At 71.9% G+C, this 16,643-nt stretch carries 16 protein-coding genes; 2 read left to right on the top strand and 14 right to left on the bottom strand.

Annotated features, from left to right (window positions below; genetic code table 11):
* Positions 1 to 125 precede the first annotated feature (125 nt).
* A complete protein-coding gene (locus VHU88_03555; protein ID HEX3610741.1) occupies positions 126 to 521 on the top strand; it encodes a hypothetical protein in 396 nt (131 codons plus the stop codon).
* Positions 522 to 676: 155 nt separating this feature from the next.
* A complete protein-coding gene (locus VHU88_03550; GenBank protein ID HEX3610740.1) occupies positions 677 to 898 on the top strand; it encodes a hypothetical protein in 222 nt (73 codons plus the stop codon).
* A 38-nt stretch (positions 899 to 936) separates the two neighbouring features.
* Here VHU88_03550 and ald read toward each other — a convergent pair whose 3' ends face one another.
* From ald to VHU88_03480, 14 genes are all read right to left on the bottom strand, one after another.
* Complete coding sequence (ald, locus tag VHU88_03545) at positions 937 to 2,049, bottom strand: alanine dehydrogenase (GenBank protein ID HEX3610739.1); 1,113 nt, start codon at positions 2,047 to 2,049, stop codon at positions 937 to 939.
* A 9-nt stretch (positions 2,050 to 2,058) separates the two neighbouring features.
* Complete coding sequence (locus tag VHU88_03540; GenBank protein HEX3610738.1) at positions 2,059 to 3,849, bottom strand: ABC transporter ATP-binding protein; 1,791 nt, start codon at positions 3,847 to 3,849, stop codon at positions 2,059 to 2,061.
* 494 nt (positions 3,850 to 4,343) lie between these two features.
* A complete protein-coding gene (locus tag VHU88_03535; GenBank protein HEX3610737.1) occupies positions 4,344 to 4,496 on the bottom strand; it encodes a hypothetical protein in 153 nt (50 codons plus the stop codon).
* A 148-nt stretch (positions 4,497 to 4,644) separates the two neighbouring features.
* The gene (locus VHU88_03530; protein HEX3610736.1) at positions 4,645 to 5,268 is read right to left on the bottom strand and encodes an NUDIX hydrolase; all 624 of its coding nucleotides are present in this window, start codon (positions 5,266 to 5,268) and stop codon (positions 4,645 to 4,647) included.
* The gene (locus VHU88_03525; protein ID HEX3610735.1) at positions 5,265 to 6,977 is read right to left on the bottom strand and encodes a CTP synthase; all 1,713 of its coding nucleotides are present in this window, start codon (positions 6,975 to 6,977) and stop codon (positions 5,265 to 5,267) included. The genes VHU88_03530 and VHU88_03525 overlap by 4 nt, the downstream gene beginning before the upstream one ends.
* An 85-nt stretch (positions 6,978 to 7,062) precedes the next feature.
* Positions 7,063 to 8,163, bottom strand: coding sequence for a glycosyltransferase (locus VHU88_03520; protein ID HEX3610734.1), 1,101 nt, complete (start codon positions 8,161 to 8,163; stop codon positions 7,063 to 7,065).
* Complete coding sequence (locus tag VHU88_03515) at positions 8,160 to 9,821, bottom strand: lipid II flippase MurJ (protein ID HEX3610733.1); 1,662 nt, start codon at positions 9,819 to 9,821, stop codon at positions 8,160 to 8,162. The genes VHU88_03520 and VHU88_03515 overlap by 4 nt, the downstream gene beginning before the upstream one ends.
* Entirely contained in the window at positions 9,818 to 10,525 is a 708-nt protein-coding gene (locus VHU88_03510; protein HEX3610732.1) for a hypothetical protein, read from the bottom strand. Before VHU88_03510 ends, VHU88_03515 begins: the two co-directional genes overlap by 4 nt.
* Positions 10,526 to 10,578: 53 nt before the next feature.
* On the bottom strand, positions 10,579 to 11,520 hold the full coding sequence (locus tag VHU88_03505) for a copper transporter (protein ID HEX3610731.1): 942 nt from the start codon (positions 11,518 to 11,520) through the stop codon (positions 10,579 to 10,581).
* Positions 11,521 to 11,546: 26 nt separating this feature from the next.
* The gene (gene steA / locus VHU88_03500; protein HEX3610730.1) at positions 11,547 to 12,722 is read right to left on the bottom strand and encodes a putative cytokinetic ring protein SteA; all 1,176 of its coding nucleotides are present in this window, start codon (positions 12,720 to 12,722) and stop codon (positions 11,547 to 11,549) included.
* Between the two features lie 83 nt (positions 12,723 to 12,805).
* Positions 12,806 to 14,575: a DNA repair protein RecN gene (recN, locus tag VHU88_03495; GenBank protein HEX3610729.1), complete on the bottom strand. Its 1,770-nt coding sequence runs from the start codon at positions 14,573 to 14,575 to the stop codon at positions 12,806 to 12,808.
* A gap of 1 nt (position 14,576) precedes the next feature.
* A complete protein-coding gene (locus VHU88_03490) occupies positions 14,577 to 15,482 on the bottom strand; it encodes an NAD kinase (GenBank protein ID HEX3610728.1) in 906 nt (301 codons plus the stop codon).
* 58 nt (positions 15,483 to 15,540) lie between these two features.
* Positions 15,541 to 16,359 (bottom strand): TlyA family RNA methyltransferase, encoded by an 819-nt coding sequence (locus VHU88_03485; protein HEX3610727.1) that lies wholly within the window; start codon positions 16,357 to 16,359, stop codon positions 15,541 to 15,543.
* Between the two features lie 6 nt (positions 16,360 to 16,365).
* Positions 16,366 to 16,569 (bottom strand): hypothetical protein, encoded by a 204-nt coding sequence (locus VHU88_03480; protein ID HEX3610726.1) that lies wholly within the window; start codon positions 16,567 to 16,569, stop codon positions 16,366 to 16,368.
* Between the last annotated feature and the right edge of the window lie 74 nt (positions 16,570 to 16,643).

Below are 16,643 nucleotides of genomic sequence, written 5' to 3'. Positions count from 1 at the left end.
GGCACTGGACGTTCGAACGGCCCATGCGAGGCGACCCGAAAGTACGCCGCCGGATCAGGCGCTCGGCGCGTCCAAGTTCCGGACCGATTTCGCAGGTCCGCCCGCGCTGAGAGGGACTGCCGCTGATGGCCACTGCTGCCGACGCCCCGCAGACCAAGTTCCCGAAACTCCCGAAGTTCCCGCGGCGCCGGCAGGCCGGGCTGGCGCTGATCGGCGTGGGCGTGGTGGTCGCGGCAGTCTCGGGCGGGATGGCCCTGTTCGGCGGCGGGGGCGGCACCACCAGTGCCAAGAAGCCGGCGGCGACGGTGAACAAGTACACCTACACGACCGGCGTCGTGGACAACTGGTGGAACAAGGCGCTGAGCGCCTCGGACCGCACGACGTACTGCACGGCGTGGAAGCGCGACCCGACGAGCACGGTCGCCACGATCCAGTCCGGTGTGAACACCAACGCGACCGCCGCGGCAGTCTTCGACCCGACCGCGATCAGCGCCTACTTCACCAGCCACTGCCCGAAATGAACCCGCCCGTCCGGATCTGACCTGACGTCAGAAAGCGACGGTGTAACCAAGATCCCTATCTGTTCACGTGTGCGACAACCTCCGTGCACCCACACCCGGCGCGCCGGCCCGAGCCACGGGCCGCCGCGTCGGGCCCGGACCTCAAGGAGACCACCGTGAACGCTTCCGCTCTGCGCACCTTCGTCCGTCCGCTCACCGGCCTCGCCGTCGTGGCGGCTCTGCTCGGTGTCCCGGCCGCCACGGCCTCGGCCGCCACCGCCCCGCACGCGGAGAATTCCTACTGCGACTTCGACTCCGGCTTCGGCTGCGCGGGCTACGGATACGGCTCGGACTACGGGTGGGACTACTCCGGTCATGGCGGCCACCACCGTTACTGAGCAGCTGTGCGTTGCAAAACCCGGTCCGGCCGCGCGGCTCAGAGCACCTGCTCCAACGGTGTGACGGGCAAGCCATGCGCGGCCGCGACCGGTTCGCAGACCACCGATCCGGCATGGGTGTTCACGCCCAGGCCCAACGCCCGATCGGCCCGGCAGGCATCACGCCAACCACGGTCGGCGATCGCCAGCACGTAGGGCAGGGTCACGTTGGTCAGCGCGTAGGTCGAGGTGTGCGGCACCGCGCCGGGCATGTTGGTCACGCAGTAGAACAACGACCCGTGCGCCTCGAACACCGGGTCGGCGTGTGTGGTGGGCCGGGAGTCCTCGAAGCACCCACCCTGGTCGATCGCGATGTCGACCAGCACGGTGCCGGGCTTCATCCGCGAGACCAGTTCGCTGGTGACCAACTTCGGTGCTTTCGCCCCGGGCACCAGCACGGCGCCGACGACCAGGTCGGCGTCGAGTACCGCGGCCTCGATCTCGTAGGCGTTCGAGGCGACTGTCTGGGCGTGCCCCTGGTAGATCCGGTCGGCCTCGCGGAGCTTGGCGATGTTGCGGTCCAGCAGCAGCACCTCGGCCTGCATGCCGATGGCGATCGCGGCCGCGTTCATCCCGGACACGCCCGCGCCGATCACCACGACCTTTGCCGCGTACACCCCGGACACGCCACCCATCAGCACACCGCGGCCGCCGCCGGACCGCATCAGGTGGTAGGCCCCGGCCAGCGGCGCCAGCCGCCCGGCCACCTCGCTCATCGGGTACAGCAAGGGCAGTGACCCGTCGGGCAACTGCACGGTCTCGTAAGCGATCCCGGTGGCGCCGGCGACCAGCAGGGCGTCGGTGCACTCCCTCGAGGCGGCCAGGTGCAGGTAGGTGAACAGGACCAGGTCCGGGCGTAGCCGGTGGTACTCCTCGGCCACCGGCTCCTTGACCTTCAGCACCAGTTCGGCGCTGCCCCAGACCTCGTCGGCATCAGCCACGATCCGCGCCCCGGCGCGGGTGAAGAGGTCGTCGGAGATGGAGGACCCGGCGCCGGCCTCGTGCTCGATGAGCACCTCGTGGCCGTGCCGGGTCAGTTCGTTCACCCCCGCGGGTGTGATCGCGACGCGGTACTCGTGGTTCTTGACCTCGCGGGGGATTCCGATCCGCATGGACGGACTCTAGGTCTTCACCTCGAGTGCCTCGGACAACGCCACGTGCGTGCCGTTATTCGGAGCTTTTCCCGAGCCGTTCGTCCGGGGGGTCGGCTCCAGTCGCACGATCACGTCAGCCTTGGTCAACGTGGTCATGTCGTGGGTCGCGACGATCACCGTCCGGTCGGTGCTGAGCTTCCGCAGCGTCGCCAGGAAGCGCTCGGCTGCCACGGCGTCCAGCCCGGTGGTCGGTTCGTCGAGGATCAGCACCCGGGCGCCCCCGACCAGGGCCCGCGCCAACGCGATGCGTTGCCGCTGCCCGCCGGAGAGCAAGCGGCCGCGCTGCCGCAGCCGGGCGTCGAGCCCGCCCTGCAGCACCTTCACCTCGTCGTCGATCCCGGCCAGGCGCAACGCCTCCCAGACCTCGTCGTCGCTGGCGTCCGGCTTGCCGAACGTGATGTTCTCCCGGACCGTGGCGTCCAGGACCGGTGCCTCCTGCAGCAGCACGGTGACGCTGTCACGCACCGTGCGCAGCTTGAGGTCGCGCACGTCCATGCCGTCCAGCCGGACCTGCCCGGAGGCCGGGTCGTCGAGCCGGGCGAGCAACCGGATCATCGTCGACTTGCCCGAGCCGCTCGGCCCGGCGATCGCAGTCAGCCGGCCCGGGAAGAACCGGGCGCTGGCCGACCCGAGCACCGGGTGCTTGGCGCCCGGGTAGGTGAACGTGACGTCGCGCAGTTCGACCTCGCCGCGGACCTGCGCCGGGTCGAGCCCGATCGCGTCCTTGCGCTCGGTGACCCCTTCGGGCACGTCCATCAGTTCCGCGACGCGCTGCACACCGGCCGTCGAGGAGACGATCGTGTTGCCGAGATCGCCCAAGGAACGGACCGGGGTGTACATCTGCGACAGGTAAGTGAGGAACGTCATCAGCCCACCGAGGGTCATCTGGTGGTGCTTCAGCGCCCAGGCCCCGGCACCCATTACGGTGAGCATGCCGAGCAGTTCGAGCAGGTTGACGACCATCGGGTACGTCGCCCGCAGTCGGGCGGCGTCGAGTTCGGCAGCCAGCGCGGCGCGGGCCTCGCGGTCGAACCGCGCGGCCTCCTCCGCCTCGCGACCGTGGACCTGGACCAACGCCATCGCGGAGATGCTCTCCTCCGCGACGGCCGTCAGCGAGCCGTAGCGGCGGCGCTTCTCCCGGGAGACCTTCTTCAGCCGACGGGCGAAGCGTGCGGCGACGAACCAGAAGATCGGGATCACCGCGGCGGAAATGAGGGCCAGCCGCCAGTCCAGCCGGACCAGGGCACCGCCGAAGAAGACGATCCGGGCAATGGCGCCCACGGCGGTGACGACGATGCCGATCATCAACGTCTCGACGCTGTTCACGTCGGAGTTCAACCGGGTGAGCATGTCGCCGGATCGGAGCTTGTCCAGCACGGTCGTCGAGGTCCGCTGCAGGCGGTGCAGCATCTTGGCCCGCACCCGCAGTTGCAGGTGCTCGCCGATCCACGTCGACAGGTACGAACTGACCCACCCGAGCAGGCCGCCCCAGATCGTCAGCGTCACGTACAGCAGCGCGATGTGCTTGATGTTGTTGAGGTTCATCGGCACGAGGACCTGGTCGATGACCCGCTGGAAGATCCAGATCTCGACAGCCTCGATACCCGGAACGGCCACCGCCAGAACCAGCAGCAGCAGGATGCCGAACCGGTACGGACGGACATCCGGCCAGAATCGCCGGATCAGTCTGCGCAGCGGCACGTCCGGGGTCGCCTCGACCAGACCCGGTCCTTGTGCCCGCGGCGCGGCCCCCCGCATGAATCGGCGCAGGCTCCCCGAGGCGCGGGAGCGCCCCGGCCGGGGGGACCGGCCGGGGCGCGCCACATTGCTAGTGAGCGGCAAGCTCAGTCACACCAGTCGTCACAGTCGTCATCCCACTCGTCGTCACAGTCCCGCCAACGCCAGCTGCAGTAGTCGTAATCGTCCCAGGAATCCCAGCCGCCCCGCCAGCCGTGCCAGCGGTGCAAATGATGAAAGAAGCGCATTGTGGTGCCTACCCTTTCCCTCGTGACGGACGAAATGTCCGAATTGGGCGCTTCGGACGATAGCCCTGTGCACTGGAGGGATCGAAGGTGCCGCAGAGACAATTTGAGAAGATCGTTACTGCCGTTGACTAAAGATCCACTTCTTCGGTTGCCCGCCGCAGTCGCCTGCAGGCGCGCGACGGACGACTGGGAAGAGCGCCGTGCCCCCGACCAGGTACAGTCGAGGGCACGAAACGCATGTTGCTAGATGTAACTCACGAGGACTGATCAGTACCAGTCGTCACAGTCGCCGAAGTCGCCGCCGTAGTAGCTGTTCGACGCCCAGGCGCGGCTCTGGTAGTCGTTCCACGGGCTGTAGTAGCCGCCGTAGCCGCCGTCGTAGTAGTTGCGGTACCAGTGGTGACGGAATGCGAATCTCATTGCCTGCCCTTTCGAAAACCGGGCTCGCGGCCCGGAGAGATCGGCGCGGCGCTGACGCTGTGTCGCCAAGACCGTGCAGCGTCCGACCGGGACAACTTGACGTATTCGTTACCGGTGCGCGCCAATTACAACAATCAATGGCTGTTTGCTACCCGCTGCGACCACCGTCATGCAGCGATTCAACCCCGGGACCTGCGACAACGGCGGCCAGGGCCGGCGCGCCCATCACCAAGAGCGGGTTATGCAGCTCTCCGCGCAGCACACCGCGGACTATCTCGTCGAGCGGAACCCAGCGCAGTTCGATGTCGAACTCCTCATGCTTGCCGGGCGTCCGCTCCCCCGGCGCGGGCGCGTGGCCGCGGGCGACGAAAATCCGCACGGCCTCGTCGCTGATGCCCGGGGACGTGTAGGCGTCGACCAGCACCCGCCAGTCCGACGCGGTCAGGTGGGCCTCCTCGGCCAGCTCCCGCTGGGCCGCCTCGACCAGCGGCTCACCGGGCTTGTCCAGCAGACCGGCGGGCAACTCCCACATCCGTAGCCCCACCGGGTGCCGGTACTGGCGCAGCAGCAGCACGCGGTTGTCCTCGTCGAGGACCATCACGCCGACCGAGCCGGGATGCACGAGCACGTCGCGGACCGCGAGATCCCCGTCGGGCATCTCGACGTGGTCCACGCGCATCCGGACCACACCGCCCTGAAACGCCGTCACCGAACGCCGGACCGGCCAGGACTCGTCCGAATCGGCCAGGCGGTCGGCAAGCTCGGCCGTCACGAGCCGATCCCGGCCAACCGCGCGGTCTCGCCGGAGGGATCCGCGGCGCCTGCGGAGTTCTGCTGACGCCGCGTCAGACCGGCGCGCACCAGGCCCGCGAACAGCGGGTGCGCCCGGGTCGGGCGCGACCGGAACTCCGGGTGCGCCTGGGTGGCCACGAAGAACGGATGCTGCTCGCGCGGCAGCTCCACGTACTCCACCAGCCGACCGTCCGGCGAGGTCCCGGAGAAGTCGATGCCGGCCCGCTCCAGCTCGGCGCGGTAGTCGTTGTTGACCTCGTAGCGGTGCCGGTGGCGTTCGGAGACGTAGGGCTCGCCGTACAGCTCGCGGACGAGCGAACCCTCGGCCAACTTGGCCGGGTACAGCCCGAGCCGCATCGTGCCGCCGAGGTCGCGCTCGCCGGAGACGACGTCGCGCTGGTCGGCCATCGTCGAGATCACCGGGTGTGCGGCGGCGGCGTCGAACTCCGCGGAGTTGGCGCCCTCCAGGCCGGCCACGTTGCGGGCGAACTCGATCACCACGCACTGCAGGCCCAGACACAGGCCGAGCAGCGGGATGCGCTGCTCACGCGCGTAGCGGACGGCGCCGAGCTTGCCCTCGATCCCGCGGACCCCGAACCCGCCGGGGACGCAGATCGCGTCCACGTCGCACAGCGTCGTCGAGGCGCCCTCGTAGGTCGAGCAGTCGTCGGAGGTGACCCACTTGATGATGACCCGGGCATCGTTGGCGAAGCCGCCGTGCCGCAGGGCCTCGGTCACCGACAGGTAGGCGTCGGGCAGGTCGACGTACTTGCCGACCAGACCGACGGTCAGCTCCCGGGCCGGGGCGTGCACCCGGCGCAGCAACTCGTCCCAGGCAGCCCAGTCGACGTCGCGGAAGGGCAGGCCGAGTCGGCGCACCATGTAGGCGTCGAGACCCTCGCCGTGCAACACCTTCGGGATGTCGTAGATCGACGGTGCATCCACCGCCGCGGCCACGGCTTCCGTGTCGACGTCGCACATCAGCGAGATCTTGCGCTTGACCCCGGCCGGGATCGGGCGGTCCGCGCGACAGACGATCGCGTCGGGCTGGATACCGATCGAACGCAGCGCGGCCACCGAGTGCTGCGTGGGCTTGGTCTTCATCTCCCCGGATGGCCCGATGTACGGGACCAGCGAGACGTGCAGGAAGAAGACGTTGTCGCGGCCGACCTCATGGCGGACCTGCCGGGCGGCCTCGAGGAACGGCAGCGACTCGATGTCGCCGACCGTGCCGCCGATCTCGGTGATCACCACGTCGATCGGGTCGCCACCGGGGCCCGGGACGGCCATCTTCCGGATCCGGGCCTTGATCTCGTTGGTGATGTGCGGGATCACCTGGACGGTGTCGCCGAGGTACTCCCCGCGCCGCTCCTTGGCGATGACCGCGGAGTACACCTGGCCGGTCGTGACGTTGGCCGAGCCGTGCAGCGCGACGTCCAGGAAGCGCTCGTAGTGTCCGACGTCGAGGTCGGTCTCGGCGCCGTCGTCGGTCACGAAGACCTCGCCGTGCTGGAACGGGTTCATCGTCCCGGGGTCGACGTTGAGGTACGGGTCCAGCTTCTGCATGGTCACGCGCAGGCCGCGGGCGGTCAGCAGATTGCCCAGGCTCGAGGCGGTCAGACCCTTGCCCAACGACGACGCGACGCCGCCGGTGACGAACACGTGCTTGGTGATGTGCGGCGTGACCAAGGGGCGCTCCGTGGGCGATCGGGCCGGCAGGAAACCGCCGGGTGGTCCACGGGATTCCAGACTAGTAGTTACCGGGCGGTCCCGCTCACCGGCGTGCGGTGATTTCCCGGTAGAGCTCGATCAGTTGTTGCCGGCCGTCCTCCTCGGTCGGCCAGGCGGCGGCCTGCGCGGGGCCCGCCGCGGCCAGTCCGGCCCGCAGGTCCGCGTCGGTCAGGACCCGCCGGAGGGCGGCGCCGAGCGCAGCCGGATCCTCCGGTGGGACCAGCAACGCGGCGTCGGCGACCAACTCCGGGATTCCGCCCACCCGGGTGGCCACCAGTGGGACGCCCGCCGCCAGGACTTCCTGGGCGAACAGGGACCTCGCCTCCCAGCGACTGGAGATCACCGCGACGTCGGCGGCGACCAGCAGTTCGGCGACGTCGTCCCGGGCGCCGAGCAGTCGGACCGGCAAGCCCGCCGCGTCGATCCGGCTCCGGATCCGGTCGGCCAGCGGTCCCACCCCGACGACGACGAGCAGCGGTTGCGGACGCAGGTCGGCCCAGCCGCCGACCGCGTCGAGCAAGCTCGGGTAGTCCTTCTGCGGGGCCAACCGCCCGACCGTGAGCAGTACCGGGCCCGGGCCCAGCCCGAGCTTGTCCCGGACGGTGTCCCGGTCGACCTGCGCCGCCGGCCGGACCGGCGCGGCGACCGGACCGAGGCGGGCGTCGCGGGCACCGAGGGCCCCGGCGCGCCCGACCAGGTCGCTGGAGGCCCCCAGGGTGACGTCGGCACCCCGGGCGACGAGCAGTTCCAGGCCGGTGAGCGCCGTGCGGCGCGGGCCGGAACCGAGCAGCGCGTTGTGCCACGAGACGACCAGCGGCGGACGGCGGCCGGGCCGGCGACCGGCCAGCACGGCTACCACGCCGGCCCGCAGACCGTGCGCGTGGATCACGTCGGGCCGGACCCGCCGGATCACCTCGGCCAGGTCGGTCACTGCGCGCAGATCGTGCGCCGGCCGGGGCCGGTCGGCGATCTCGACCGGGTGGTACGGCGCGAACTCGGCCATCCGGAACCGGCTGCCGGTCGCGGCCGGTCCGGCCACGTGCACCGCGAGGCCGGCGGCGCTGAACCCACTCGCCAGTCCGGTGACGTACCGGCCGACGCCGCCCTCGCTGGCGGCCAGGACCAACAGCGGCCGAACGGTCATGTCCGCGGCCCGCTCGGCCGCACGAGGCGGGGCAGGTCGAGACCGGACAGGCAGGAGCGATCCGCGGACGCCACCGCCACGACGTACGCGAGGGTGACTGCCGCGCCCACGGCCACCGAGGCCAGACAGGCACCGACGGTGTCGGTGGCGCCGAGGCGCTCGGCGAGCCATCGACCGCCGCCGGCCGTCAGCGCCGCGGCGGCGAGGGTCACCGGACCGGTGCGCCCGAGCGCGGCCAGACCGCCGGCGTCGTTGACCCGGCGCACGGCGATCAGCAGCAGCACCCCGGACAGACTCATCCCGACACCCGCTCCGGCGCACAGCGCCGCCACCGCGTGCCGGGCCGACAGCGCCGGCACCACCGCAACGTCGAACCCCGCCGCCACGGCCCAGCCGATCACGATCGCCATGGCCGCGCGACGTCCGGCGTGGGCCGCGTAGAGCACGCGGGACAGGTGCGCCGCCAGTCCGTAGCCGATCAGCCCTGGCGCGAGCGCAGTGATCCCGGCGGCGACCTGGCCGGCGTCGGCCACCCCACCGGCCGCGAACACTCGGGACACGGGCCCGGCGACGGCGACCAGGACCGCCGCGCCCAGGCAACTTGCGGCCAGCACCCCCCGGGCGGTCGCCGCGGTGAGCCGGGCCGCTGCTCGATCGTCGCCGGCCGCTGTCGCGGCGGCGATCCGCGGGAAGGCGCTCGTGGCCAACGGGACCGCCAGAACCGCGTACGGCACGAGGAAAACCGCCCCGGCCCAGGTGTAGGCGGTGACCGATCCGGGCGTGCCATGGCGATCGGCCAGCCAGGTGACGAGCAGCAGGGTGCCCTGCTGCGCGACCAGGGCGGCGACGCCTGCCCCGGCCAGTGCGCGGGCCTGCCGCGCCGCACCGGCCGGAAACGTCAAGACCGGTCGCGGTCGCCAGCCCACGGCCGCCATCGGAACCAGAACCGTCAGGGCCAACGCCGCGACGCCGAGGGTGGTGCCGAGCGCGAGTGCCGTGCGGGCCGAGCCCGGCACCGAGTCGACGGCGGTGTCGCCGTGGGCCAGGTGGGCGAACAGCAGGTACGAACCGATGACCACGACGCTGGAGGCCAGCGGGGCGAGCGCCGCGGCGAGGAAGCGGCGGTGGGCCTGCAACACCCCGGCCAGCACCACCGCTACCGCGTAGCAGAACAACTGCGGCAGGAAGATCAGGAGCATGCGAGTGCCGACGTCGACCGCCGCGGCCGGGCACCGCCCGTCGCCCAGGAACGCGCGCATGACCGGCCGCGCCAGCAATGCACCGGCCAGGCCGAGCGGCAGCAGCAGGACCAGCGACCACGTCAGCAACGCCGAGACCGTGCGGTGGACAGCCGCCCGGTCGCCGCGGGCGATCGCCGGCGCCAGCACCGGGACGATCGCACCGGCCAACGCCCCACCGGCAGCTACCTCGAAAAGCACGTTGGGCAGCAGGTTCGCGGTGTTGTAGACGTCGGCCAGGCAGCCGCCGTGCACGGTGCGGGCGAACACCACCCAACGCCCGAAGCCGACCACGCGGGCCAGGATCGTGAGCGCCCCGACCGCCAATGCTGCCCCGGCCAGCCCGGCTCGGCCCATACCCGGACCCAGAGCTGACGATGCGTCAGTTCTATCCGGTACGCCGGTGACGGACTCGGTCATCGCGCAGGTCTCCCGAACGCGTCGAGCCAGGAGAGCACGGGGTCGGCCGCGATGATGTCGCTGAAGCTGCGCCCTTCGCCGGCCGCGATGACCGACAAAACCGTCGCCAGGTGGGCGATCCGTCCGGCGCGACTCCGCAGGCGCACCAGCGCGGCGGCACCCAATGCGGCACCCAGTGCGTTGGCGCCGCAGTCTCCGAGCATCGTCCGCTCACGCAGGTCCAGGGCAAGCATGGTTGCGGCCGCAACCGACATCCCCGTACTCCCCGGCCCCGGCGGTAACGCGGCCCGCAGGAGCGCGAACTTCAAGCACCGCCCCGGGCGCAGGTCGAACAAGTTGGCCAGGTGCGCTTCACCGGCCACGATCGCGGCGCCGAGGAACACATCGACCGGAGCGCGGAACAACACGCGCGCAACGCCGACCCCCGTGGCGGCCAAGCCGACCGCCTTCACCGCGCCACTGGTCACGTTGCCCGAGACCAACGCGTCCAGGTGGCCGCGCAGACCCTTGCCCGGCGCATGCCGGTGCTCGCGCACGTCGTCGTACAGTCCGGCCGCCCCGCCCCCGAGCAGCGCGACGATCGATGCCGCCCGGGCGCGCCGCGACAGGCCGGGCGCAAGCAGAGTTCCCGCGCCCGCGAGCGCAACCAGTGCCGGCCCGCCGAGCAGACTGACCTCGGCGCCGGCGTGGTTGACGCGCCGCATTCCGGCAGCGGTTGTTCCAGCGGTGGTTGAGACGTAAGACATGTGACGTAGCGTCACTTCTTTGCCGGGGGCACCCGGAACTGCGGCAACGGCGCGTCCCCGGAGTCGGCGCCGCCGTACTGACCGGAGCTGCCCGCGATCTGCTCGACCAACGCATACGCGACGGCGACCTGGCCGAACGGGCTGTCGATGCCGTCGACGGTGGACACGGCCGCCGACACTGTCCCGTCCCGGCGAACGGCGACCACCGGACCGGCCAGGGCGGCAGTGGCCGGTCCGGCCAGGACCGTGCCCTCGCCTGCCGTCTCCAACGCGGCCGCCAGTCGGACACTGCCGGTGGTGATCCGTTCGTCGGCGGGGCCCGACTTGCCGGCCGGGTTGCCGGTCAGCAGCACCGCCAGGTCGCCGCGGTCGGTCAGCTGCTCGCGACTGATCAGCCCGGCGCGGTCGAGCTGGTTGACCAGTTCAGCGGCCGCGGGCTCCAGACCCTTCGGCGTCCGGGAGACCAACGCCCCGGCCAGTTGGGCCTCGGCGCCGCTGCCCTTGACGTCGGAAAGCGCGTAGCTGCGGATCGTCTGGTCGCGCAGGATCGCCTTACCGACGCTGTCGGACTGGCTTGTGGTGTCGAAGAAGTCGGCGTTGACGTCGATGCGCCCGGCGATCTGCGCGCCGGCGTCCTGCAGGGTCTTGGTCAGGCCGTCGACGTCCTTGCGGGCCGTGCCCGGCAGCGCCACCAGGACGACGTGGTGCCCGACGAGGCGTCCGGCCAGCAACGTGTCGTGCAGGGATGCCAGGTACTCGTCGCGGTAGCCGACCTGGTTCTGCGCGGTGGCCAGGTCGTGGCGCAGGGCGTCCTTCTCATCGGCTAGGCCGGCGATCGTCGAGCGCTGAGAGTCGATCAACGACTGGTTCAGCAGCGAGGTGCCGACGAGGATCCCGGTCGCCAGCGCCATGAACACGGCCACCAGCGAGACCAGGTGATAGCGGAAGTCGATCAGCGCAAGCTCCGTCGCCGCAACGGTCAGAACAGGCCGTGCAACCAGTAGTCGATGTCGTCCCAGCGGGCGCCCAGGGTCGTCATGATGGCACGGCCGGACGGGGAGGCGGTCACCGCGACGGCCATCGTGACCAGAGCGGCCAGCAGGAGCAGGAGCAGTTGGGAGTTGCTGATGCGGCTGCGGTAGAGCCGGGACACGCCTTTGGCATCGATGAGCTTGCTGCCGACCCGCAGTCGGGTGAGGAACGTGCTGGCCATCCCGTCGCGGCCCTTGTCGAGGAACTCCTCGAGGTTCGCGTGGGTACCGACCGCGACGATCAGGTCGGCGCCGGCGTCGTCGGCCAGCAGCATCGCGACGTCCTCGCTGGTGCCGATCGCCGGCAGCGTCACCGCGTCGCGGCCCAGTCGCTCCAGCCGGGCCAGGCCGGGCGCCTCCCCGTCGGCGTAGGCGTGGACCACGAGTTCGGCACCGCACGACAACGCCTTGTCCGACACCGAGTCCATGTCGCCGACGATCAGGTCCGGGGTGAACCCAGCCTCGAGCAATGCGTCGGCACCGCCGTCGACGCCGATCAGCACCGGCCGGTACTCGCGCAGGTATGGGCGCAGCGCGGCCAGGTCCTCGCGGTAGTGCGGGCCGCGGACGACGATCAGCACGTGCCGACCGTCGAGGCGGGTACGCAACGTCGGGGCGGCGAGTGGATCGAGCAGCACGGTGTGCTCGCGCTCGAGGTGCTCCATGGTGTTGGTGACGAATGCCTTGAGCTCGTCGGACAGCCCGGCCCGAGCCGCGGCCATCGCGGCCTCGACGGAGGCCGGGTTGGCGATCTGACCGGCGGCCACGGCGGCGTCGGCCCGGTAGAGGGTGCCCTCGTGCAGTCGCAGCACCTCGCCCTCGACGACGCAGTCGAACAGGTCGCCGCCGGCCTCGTCGACCAGCGGGATGCCCGCCTCCAGCAGGATCGCCGGACCGAGGTTGGGATACCGGCCGCTGATGCTCGGCGCGATGTTGACCACGGCCCCGGCCCGGCAGGCGACGAGGGCCTCGGCGCTGACCCGGTCGAGGTCGACGTGGTCGATGATCGCGATCTCGCCGGGGCGCAGGCGCTTGGTGAGGTACTTGGTATGCCGGTCGATCCGGACGGCGGCGGTCATCCCCGGTTCGGCGGCTCTGGCACGCTCACCCCGGGACAACCTCACGCCGGGCATCCTCGCACGGCCCCGCGGACCCGCGACTTCACCTGACAAGCGCGGCAGAGGGATAGGCCAGGTCGGGCCCTGGGTCACTTCCGGGAGCGAGACTTCTTCGGCTTGGCGGCGGCGACCGGACGGCGCGCCGCGGCGAGCAACTCCTCCGCGTGCGCCTGCGCGCTGGCCGAGTCGGTCTGGCCGGCCAGCATCCGGGCCAGTTCGCGGACCCGGTCCGCGCCGTCCAGACGGCCGACCTCGGTGCGGGTGCCGGAGCCGGCGGCCCGGGAGACGAGCAGGTGCGTGTCGGCGAATGCCGCCACCTGCGGCAGGTGGGTCACCACGACGACCTGCGCGACCTCGCCGAGCCGGGCCAACCGGCGGCCGACCTCGACCGCGGCCTTGCCGCCGACGCCGGAGTCGACCTCGTCGAACACGAACGTGGCGACCGGGTCGGCGCCGGCGAGCGCGACCTGCACCGCGAGCATGATCCGGGACAGCTCGCCTCCGGAGGCGGCCCGCTGGATCGGCCGCGGCGGGGCGTCCGGGTGCGCGGCCAGCAGGAACTCGACCTCGTCGACGCCGTCGCGCCCGAACGCGACGGCCCGACCGCCGACCTCGAGCCCGGCGGCTGCGTCGCCCTCGCGGGCCGGTGTCTGGGTGACCGACACGGTCAGCTCGGCGGCGCCCATCGCCAGCCCGGCGAGTTCGGCGCCGATCGCGTCCGCGAGGCGCCCCGCGGCGGCGACCCGCGCCGCCGAAAGCTCCCTGGCATGGCCGGCCAGCGTGCTCCGCAGTTCGGCCTCGCGGTGCCGCAGTGCGCCGGTCGTGTCGGCGTCGGAGTCCAGCTCGGCCAGCCGTTGCGCCGCGTCCTTGGCCCACGCCAGCACGTCGTCGATCGTGTCGCCGTACTTGCGCATCAGCCGGGCCAGGCCGGCCCGCCGTTCGTTCGCCGCGGCCAGGCGTGCCGGGTCGACCTCGATGCCGGCCGAGTAGGAGGCCAGGTCGGCGGTGACGTCGGCCAGCAGGTACGAGATCTCGCTGACCCGCGTGGACAGCTCGGCCAACCGCGGGTCGTGGGCGGCCATCGGCTCCACCGCCCGGCGGGCCGCCGAGACCAGGGTCGTGGCGTCCGCGCCGGAATCCGGTTCACCGCCGAGCGCCTCATGGGCGGTGACCGCGGCGATCCGCAGCGCGTCGGCGTGGTCGAGCCGGCTGATCTCGGCGGTCAACTCGGTGTCCTCACCGGGCTGCGGGTCGAGCGCGGCCACCTCGTCGAGGCCCAGGCGCAGCGCGTCGGCCTCCCGGGCGCGCTCCCGGACCGCACCGAGCAGGTCGGCGAGCCGCCCGCGGACGTCCATCAGCTCCCGATGGGTCCGCCGGTAATCCGCCGACGGACCGGCGACCTCGGCGGCACCGTAGCTGTCGAGCAGTTCCCGCTGCAGCGCCGGGCTGCGCAGGTGCTGCTGGTCGTGCTGTCCGTGGACGGCGACCAACTGCTCGCCGAGTTCGGCCAGCATCCCGACCGGGACCGCACGGCCGCCGACGTGGGCCCGCGACCGGCCCTCGGCGGTGACGGTCCGGGCCAGGATCAGCGCCCCGTCGTCGAGTTCCCCACCGGCCTCGACCACCCGGTCGACCAGCGGACCGCTGCCGGCGACCCGGACCCGGCCCTCGACCTCCAGCCGGGCACCGGTACGGACCAGTGCGGCATCGGCCCGGCCGCCGAGCAACAGGCTCAGGCCGGTCATCACCATGGTCTTGCCGGCGCCGGTCTCCCCGGTCAGCACCGTCAGTCCCGGGCCGAGTTCGAGGCTCGCCGCCTCGATGACCCCCAGGCCCCGGATCGTGATCTCCTCGAACAACTCAGTCCTCCGAGCCGAAGATCGCGCCGCGCCATCCCCGGACCGGCAACTGGAACTTGCGCACCAGCCGATCGGTGAACGGCGACTCGTGCAGGCGCGCCAGGCGCACCGGCATCGTCCCTCGGCAGACCTCCACCCGGGCACCGGCGGGCAGGCTCCAGGTGCGGCGCCCGTCGACCCACAGCACACCGTGCGGGGTGTCGGAGATGACCTCCACCGCGAGTGTCGAGGCCGGTGACACGACCAGCGGCCGCGCGAACAGAGCATGAGCGGCGACCGGGATCATCAGCATCGCCTCGACCTCCGGCCAGACGATCGGGCCGCCGGCCGACATCGCGTAGGCCGTCGACCCGGTCGGGGTCGCGCAGATCACGCCGTCGCACCCGAGCCGCGACAACGGCCGCCCGTCGATCTCGATGATCACTTCGAGCATCCGGTCGCGGGAGGCCTTCTCGACCGACGCCTCGTTCAACGCCCAGGTCGCCGCGATCTCCTCGGACCCGCACCGGGCGACCACGTCGACGGTCATGCGTTCCTCGACGAACCACTCGCGATCGACGACCCGCGAGGCCACCTCGGCGAGTTCGTCGGCCTCGACGTCGGCCAGGAACCCGACGTGGCCGAGGTTGACCCCGAGCAACGGCACGCCGGCCGCACGGGTCATCTCCGCGGCGCGCAGCAACGTGCCGTCCCCGCCGAGCACGACGGCCAACTCGCAACCCTCGGCCGAGGCTGGTTCGGCGGGCACCGCGGTGACGTCGGCCAGGCCGATCGTCTCGGCCTCGGTCTTGGGCGCGCGCACGCCCAGCCCGGCCTCCAGCAGTCGCTGGGCCACGGCCCGCGCCGCCTCGACCGCCGCGGGCCGCCAGGCGTGCGCGACCAGCAGCACCTCTCGTTGGTCAATCACCGCCCGACCCCCTTCCCCCGTCGCCGCCCGCCACGCCGGTCCCTGCCTACGCCCCGGCTCATTGCGGCCCGGCCGCCACGGCGGCCGCCAACTCGCCCGGCTCGAGCACCGCCGCGGTGCGGTCGAACCACAGGAAATACTCGACGTTGCCGCTCGGCCCGGGCAGTGGGCTGGCCGCGACCCCGCGCACCCCGAGGCCGAGTTCGACCGCCGAATCAGCCACGCACCGCACGGCGTCGGCCCGCAGGTCCGGGTCGCGGACCACACCGCCGGACCCGAGCCGCTCCCGACCGACCTCGAACTGCGGCTTGACCATCAGCACCAGATCGGCCTCCGGCGCGGCGCACCGCAGCAGCGCGGGCAGCACCAGCCGCAGCGAGATGAACGACAGGTCGGCCACGACCAGGCCGGGCGGCGCGCCGATCTGATCCGGCGTCAGATCCCGCACGTTGGTCCGGTCGCGGATCTCCACCCGCTCGTCGGTCTGCAGCCGCCAAACCAGTTGGCCGTAGCCGACGTCGACGGCGACCACCGATGCCGCCCCGCGCCGCAGCAGGACGTCGGTGAACCCACCGGTGGAGGCACCCGCGTCGAGGCAGCGCCGGCCGGCCACCACGGGCCCGCCGCCGGGACGGGCGTCGAAATCATCGAGGGCACCGGCCAGCTTCCAGGCTCCGCGCGAGGCGTACCCCGGGTCGGACTCGGCGGACTCGAGCACGATCGGGTCGGCCGGCGAGACCTGGGTGGCCGATTTGGTCGCCGCGCCTCCGGACACGTTGACCCGGCCGCTCGCGACCAGTTCGGCCGCGTGCTCCCGCGACCGCGCCAGGCCGCGGCGCACCAGCTCCGCGTCCAACCGAACCCGACGACCGGCCAAGACGGATCAGTCCGCACGGCCGGGGCCGACGTCGGACAGGCAGTCGTGCAGCCCTCGCTGGACGGCCTCGTAGACCGGCAGCTGCTCGGCCACCTCGGCACCGGACAGCTTCCCGAGCCGCGCCAGGACCTCCTCGACCTGCAGATCGCCGGTGTACGGCAGCTCGCGTGGCGCCGCCGCCGCGACCGGACCGCCGGTGCCGTCCTGCATGGCCTGCTCCCCTCGTACGCCGACGCGGCCCACGCTACCTGCCGGCTGCGACGAATCCCGCCGCGCGAGCGAAG

The sequence above is a fragment of the Sporichthyaceae bacterium genome (assembly GCA_036269075.1).
Classification (GTDB): Bacteria; Actinomycetota; Actinomycetes; order Sporichthyales; family Sporichthyaceae; genus DASQPJ01.
This window is presented reverse-complemented; position numbering and strand designations above follow the sequence as displayed.

Excerpts from the sequence above, each read along its gene's own strand:
- ald (HEX3610739.1), bottom strand. The coding sequence starts at position 2,049 with ATGCGGATCGGAATCCCCCGCGAGGTCAAGAACCACGAGTACCGCGTC.
- VHU88_03515 (HEX3610733.1), bottom strand. The coding sequence starts at position 9,821 with ATGACCGAGTCCGTCACCGGCGTACCGGATAGAACTGACGCATCGTCA.
- VHU88_03535 (HEX3610737.1), bottom strand. The coding sequence starts at position 4,496 with ATGAGATTCGCATTCCGTCACCACTGGTACCGCAACTACTACGACGGC.
- VHU88_03510 (HEX3610732.1), bottom strand. The coding sequence starts at position 10,525 with ATGCGGCGCGTCAACCACGCCGGCGCCGAGGTCAGTCTGCTCGGCGGG.
- VHU88_03520 (HEX3610734.1), bottom strand. The coding sequence starts at position 8,163 with ATGACCGTTCGGCCGCTGTTGGTCCTGGCCGCCAGCGAGGGCGGCGTC.
- VHU88_03540 (HEX3610738.1), bottom strand. The coding sequence starts at position 3,849 with ATGCGGGGGGCCGCGCCGCGGGCACAAGGACCGGGTCTGGTCGAGGCG.
- VHU88_03480 (HEX3610726.1), bottom strand. The coding sequence starts at position 16,569 with ATGCAGGACGGCACCGGCGGTCCGGTCGCGGCGGCGGCGCCACGCGAG.
- VHU88_03555 (HEX3610741.1), top strand. The coding sequence starts at position 126 with ATGGCCACTGCTGCCGACGCCCCGCAGACCAAGTTCCCGAAACTCCCG.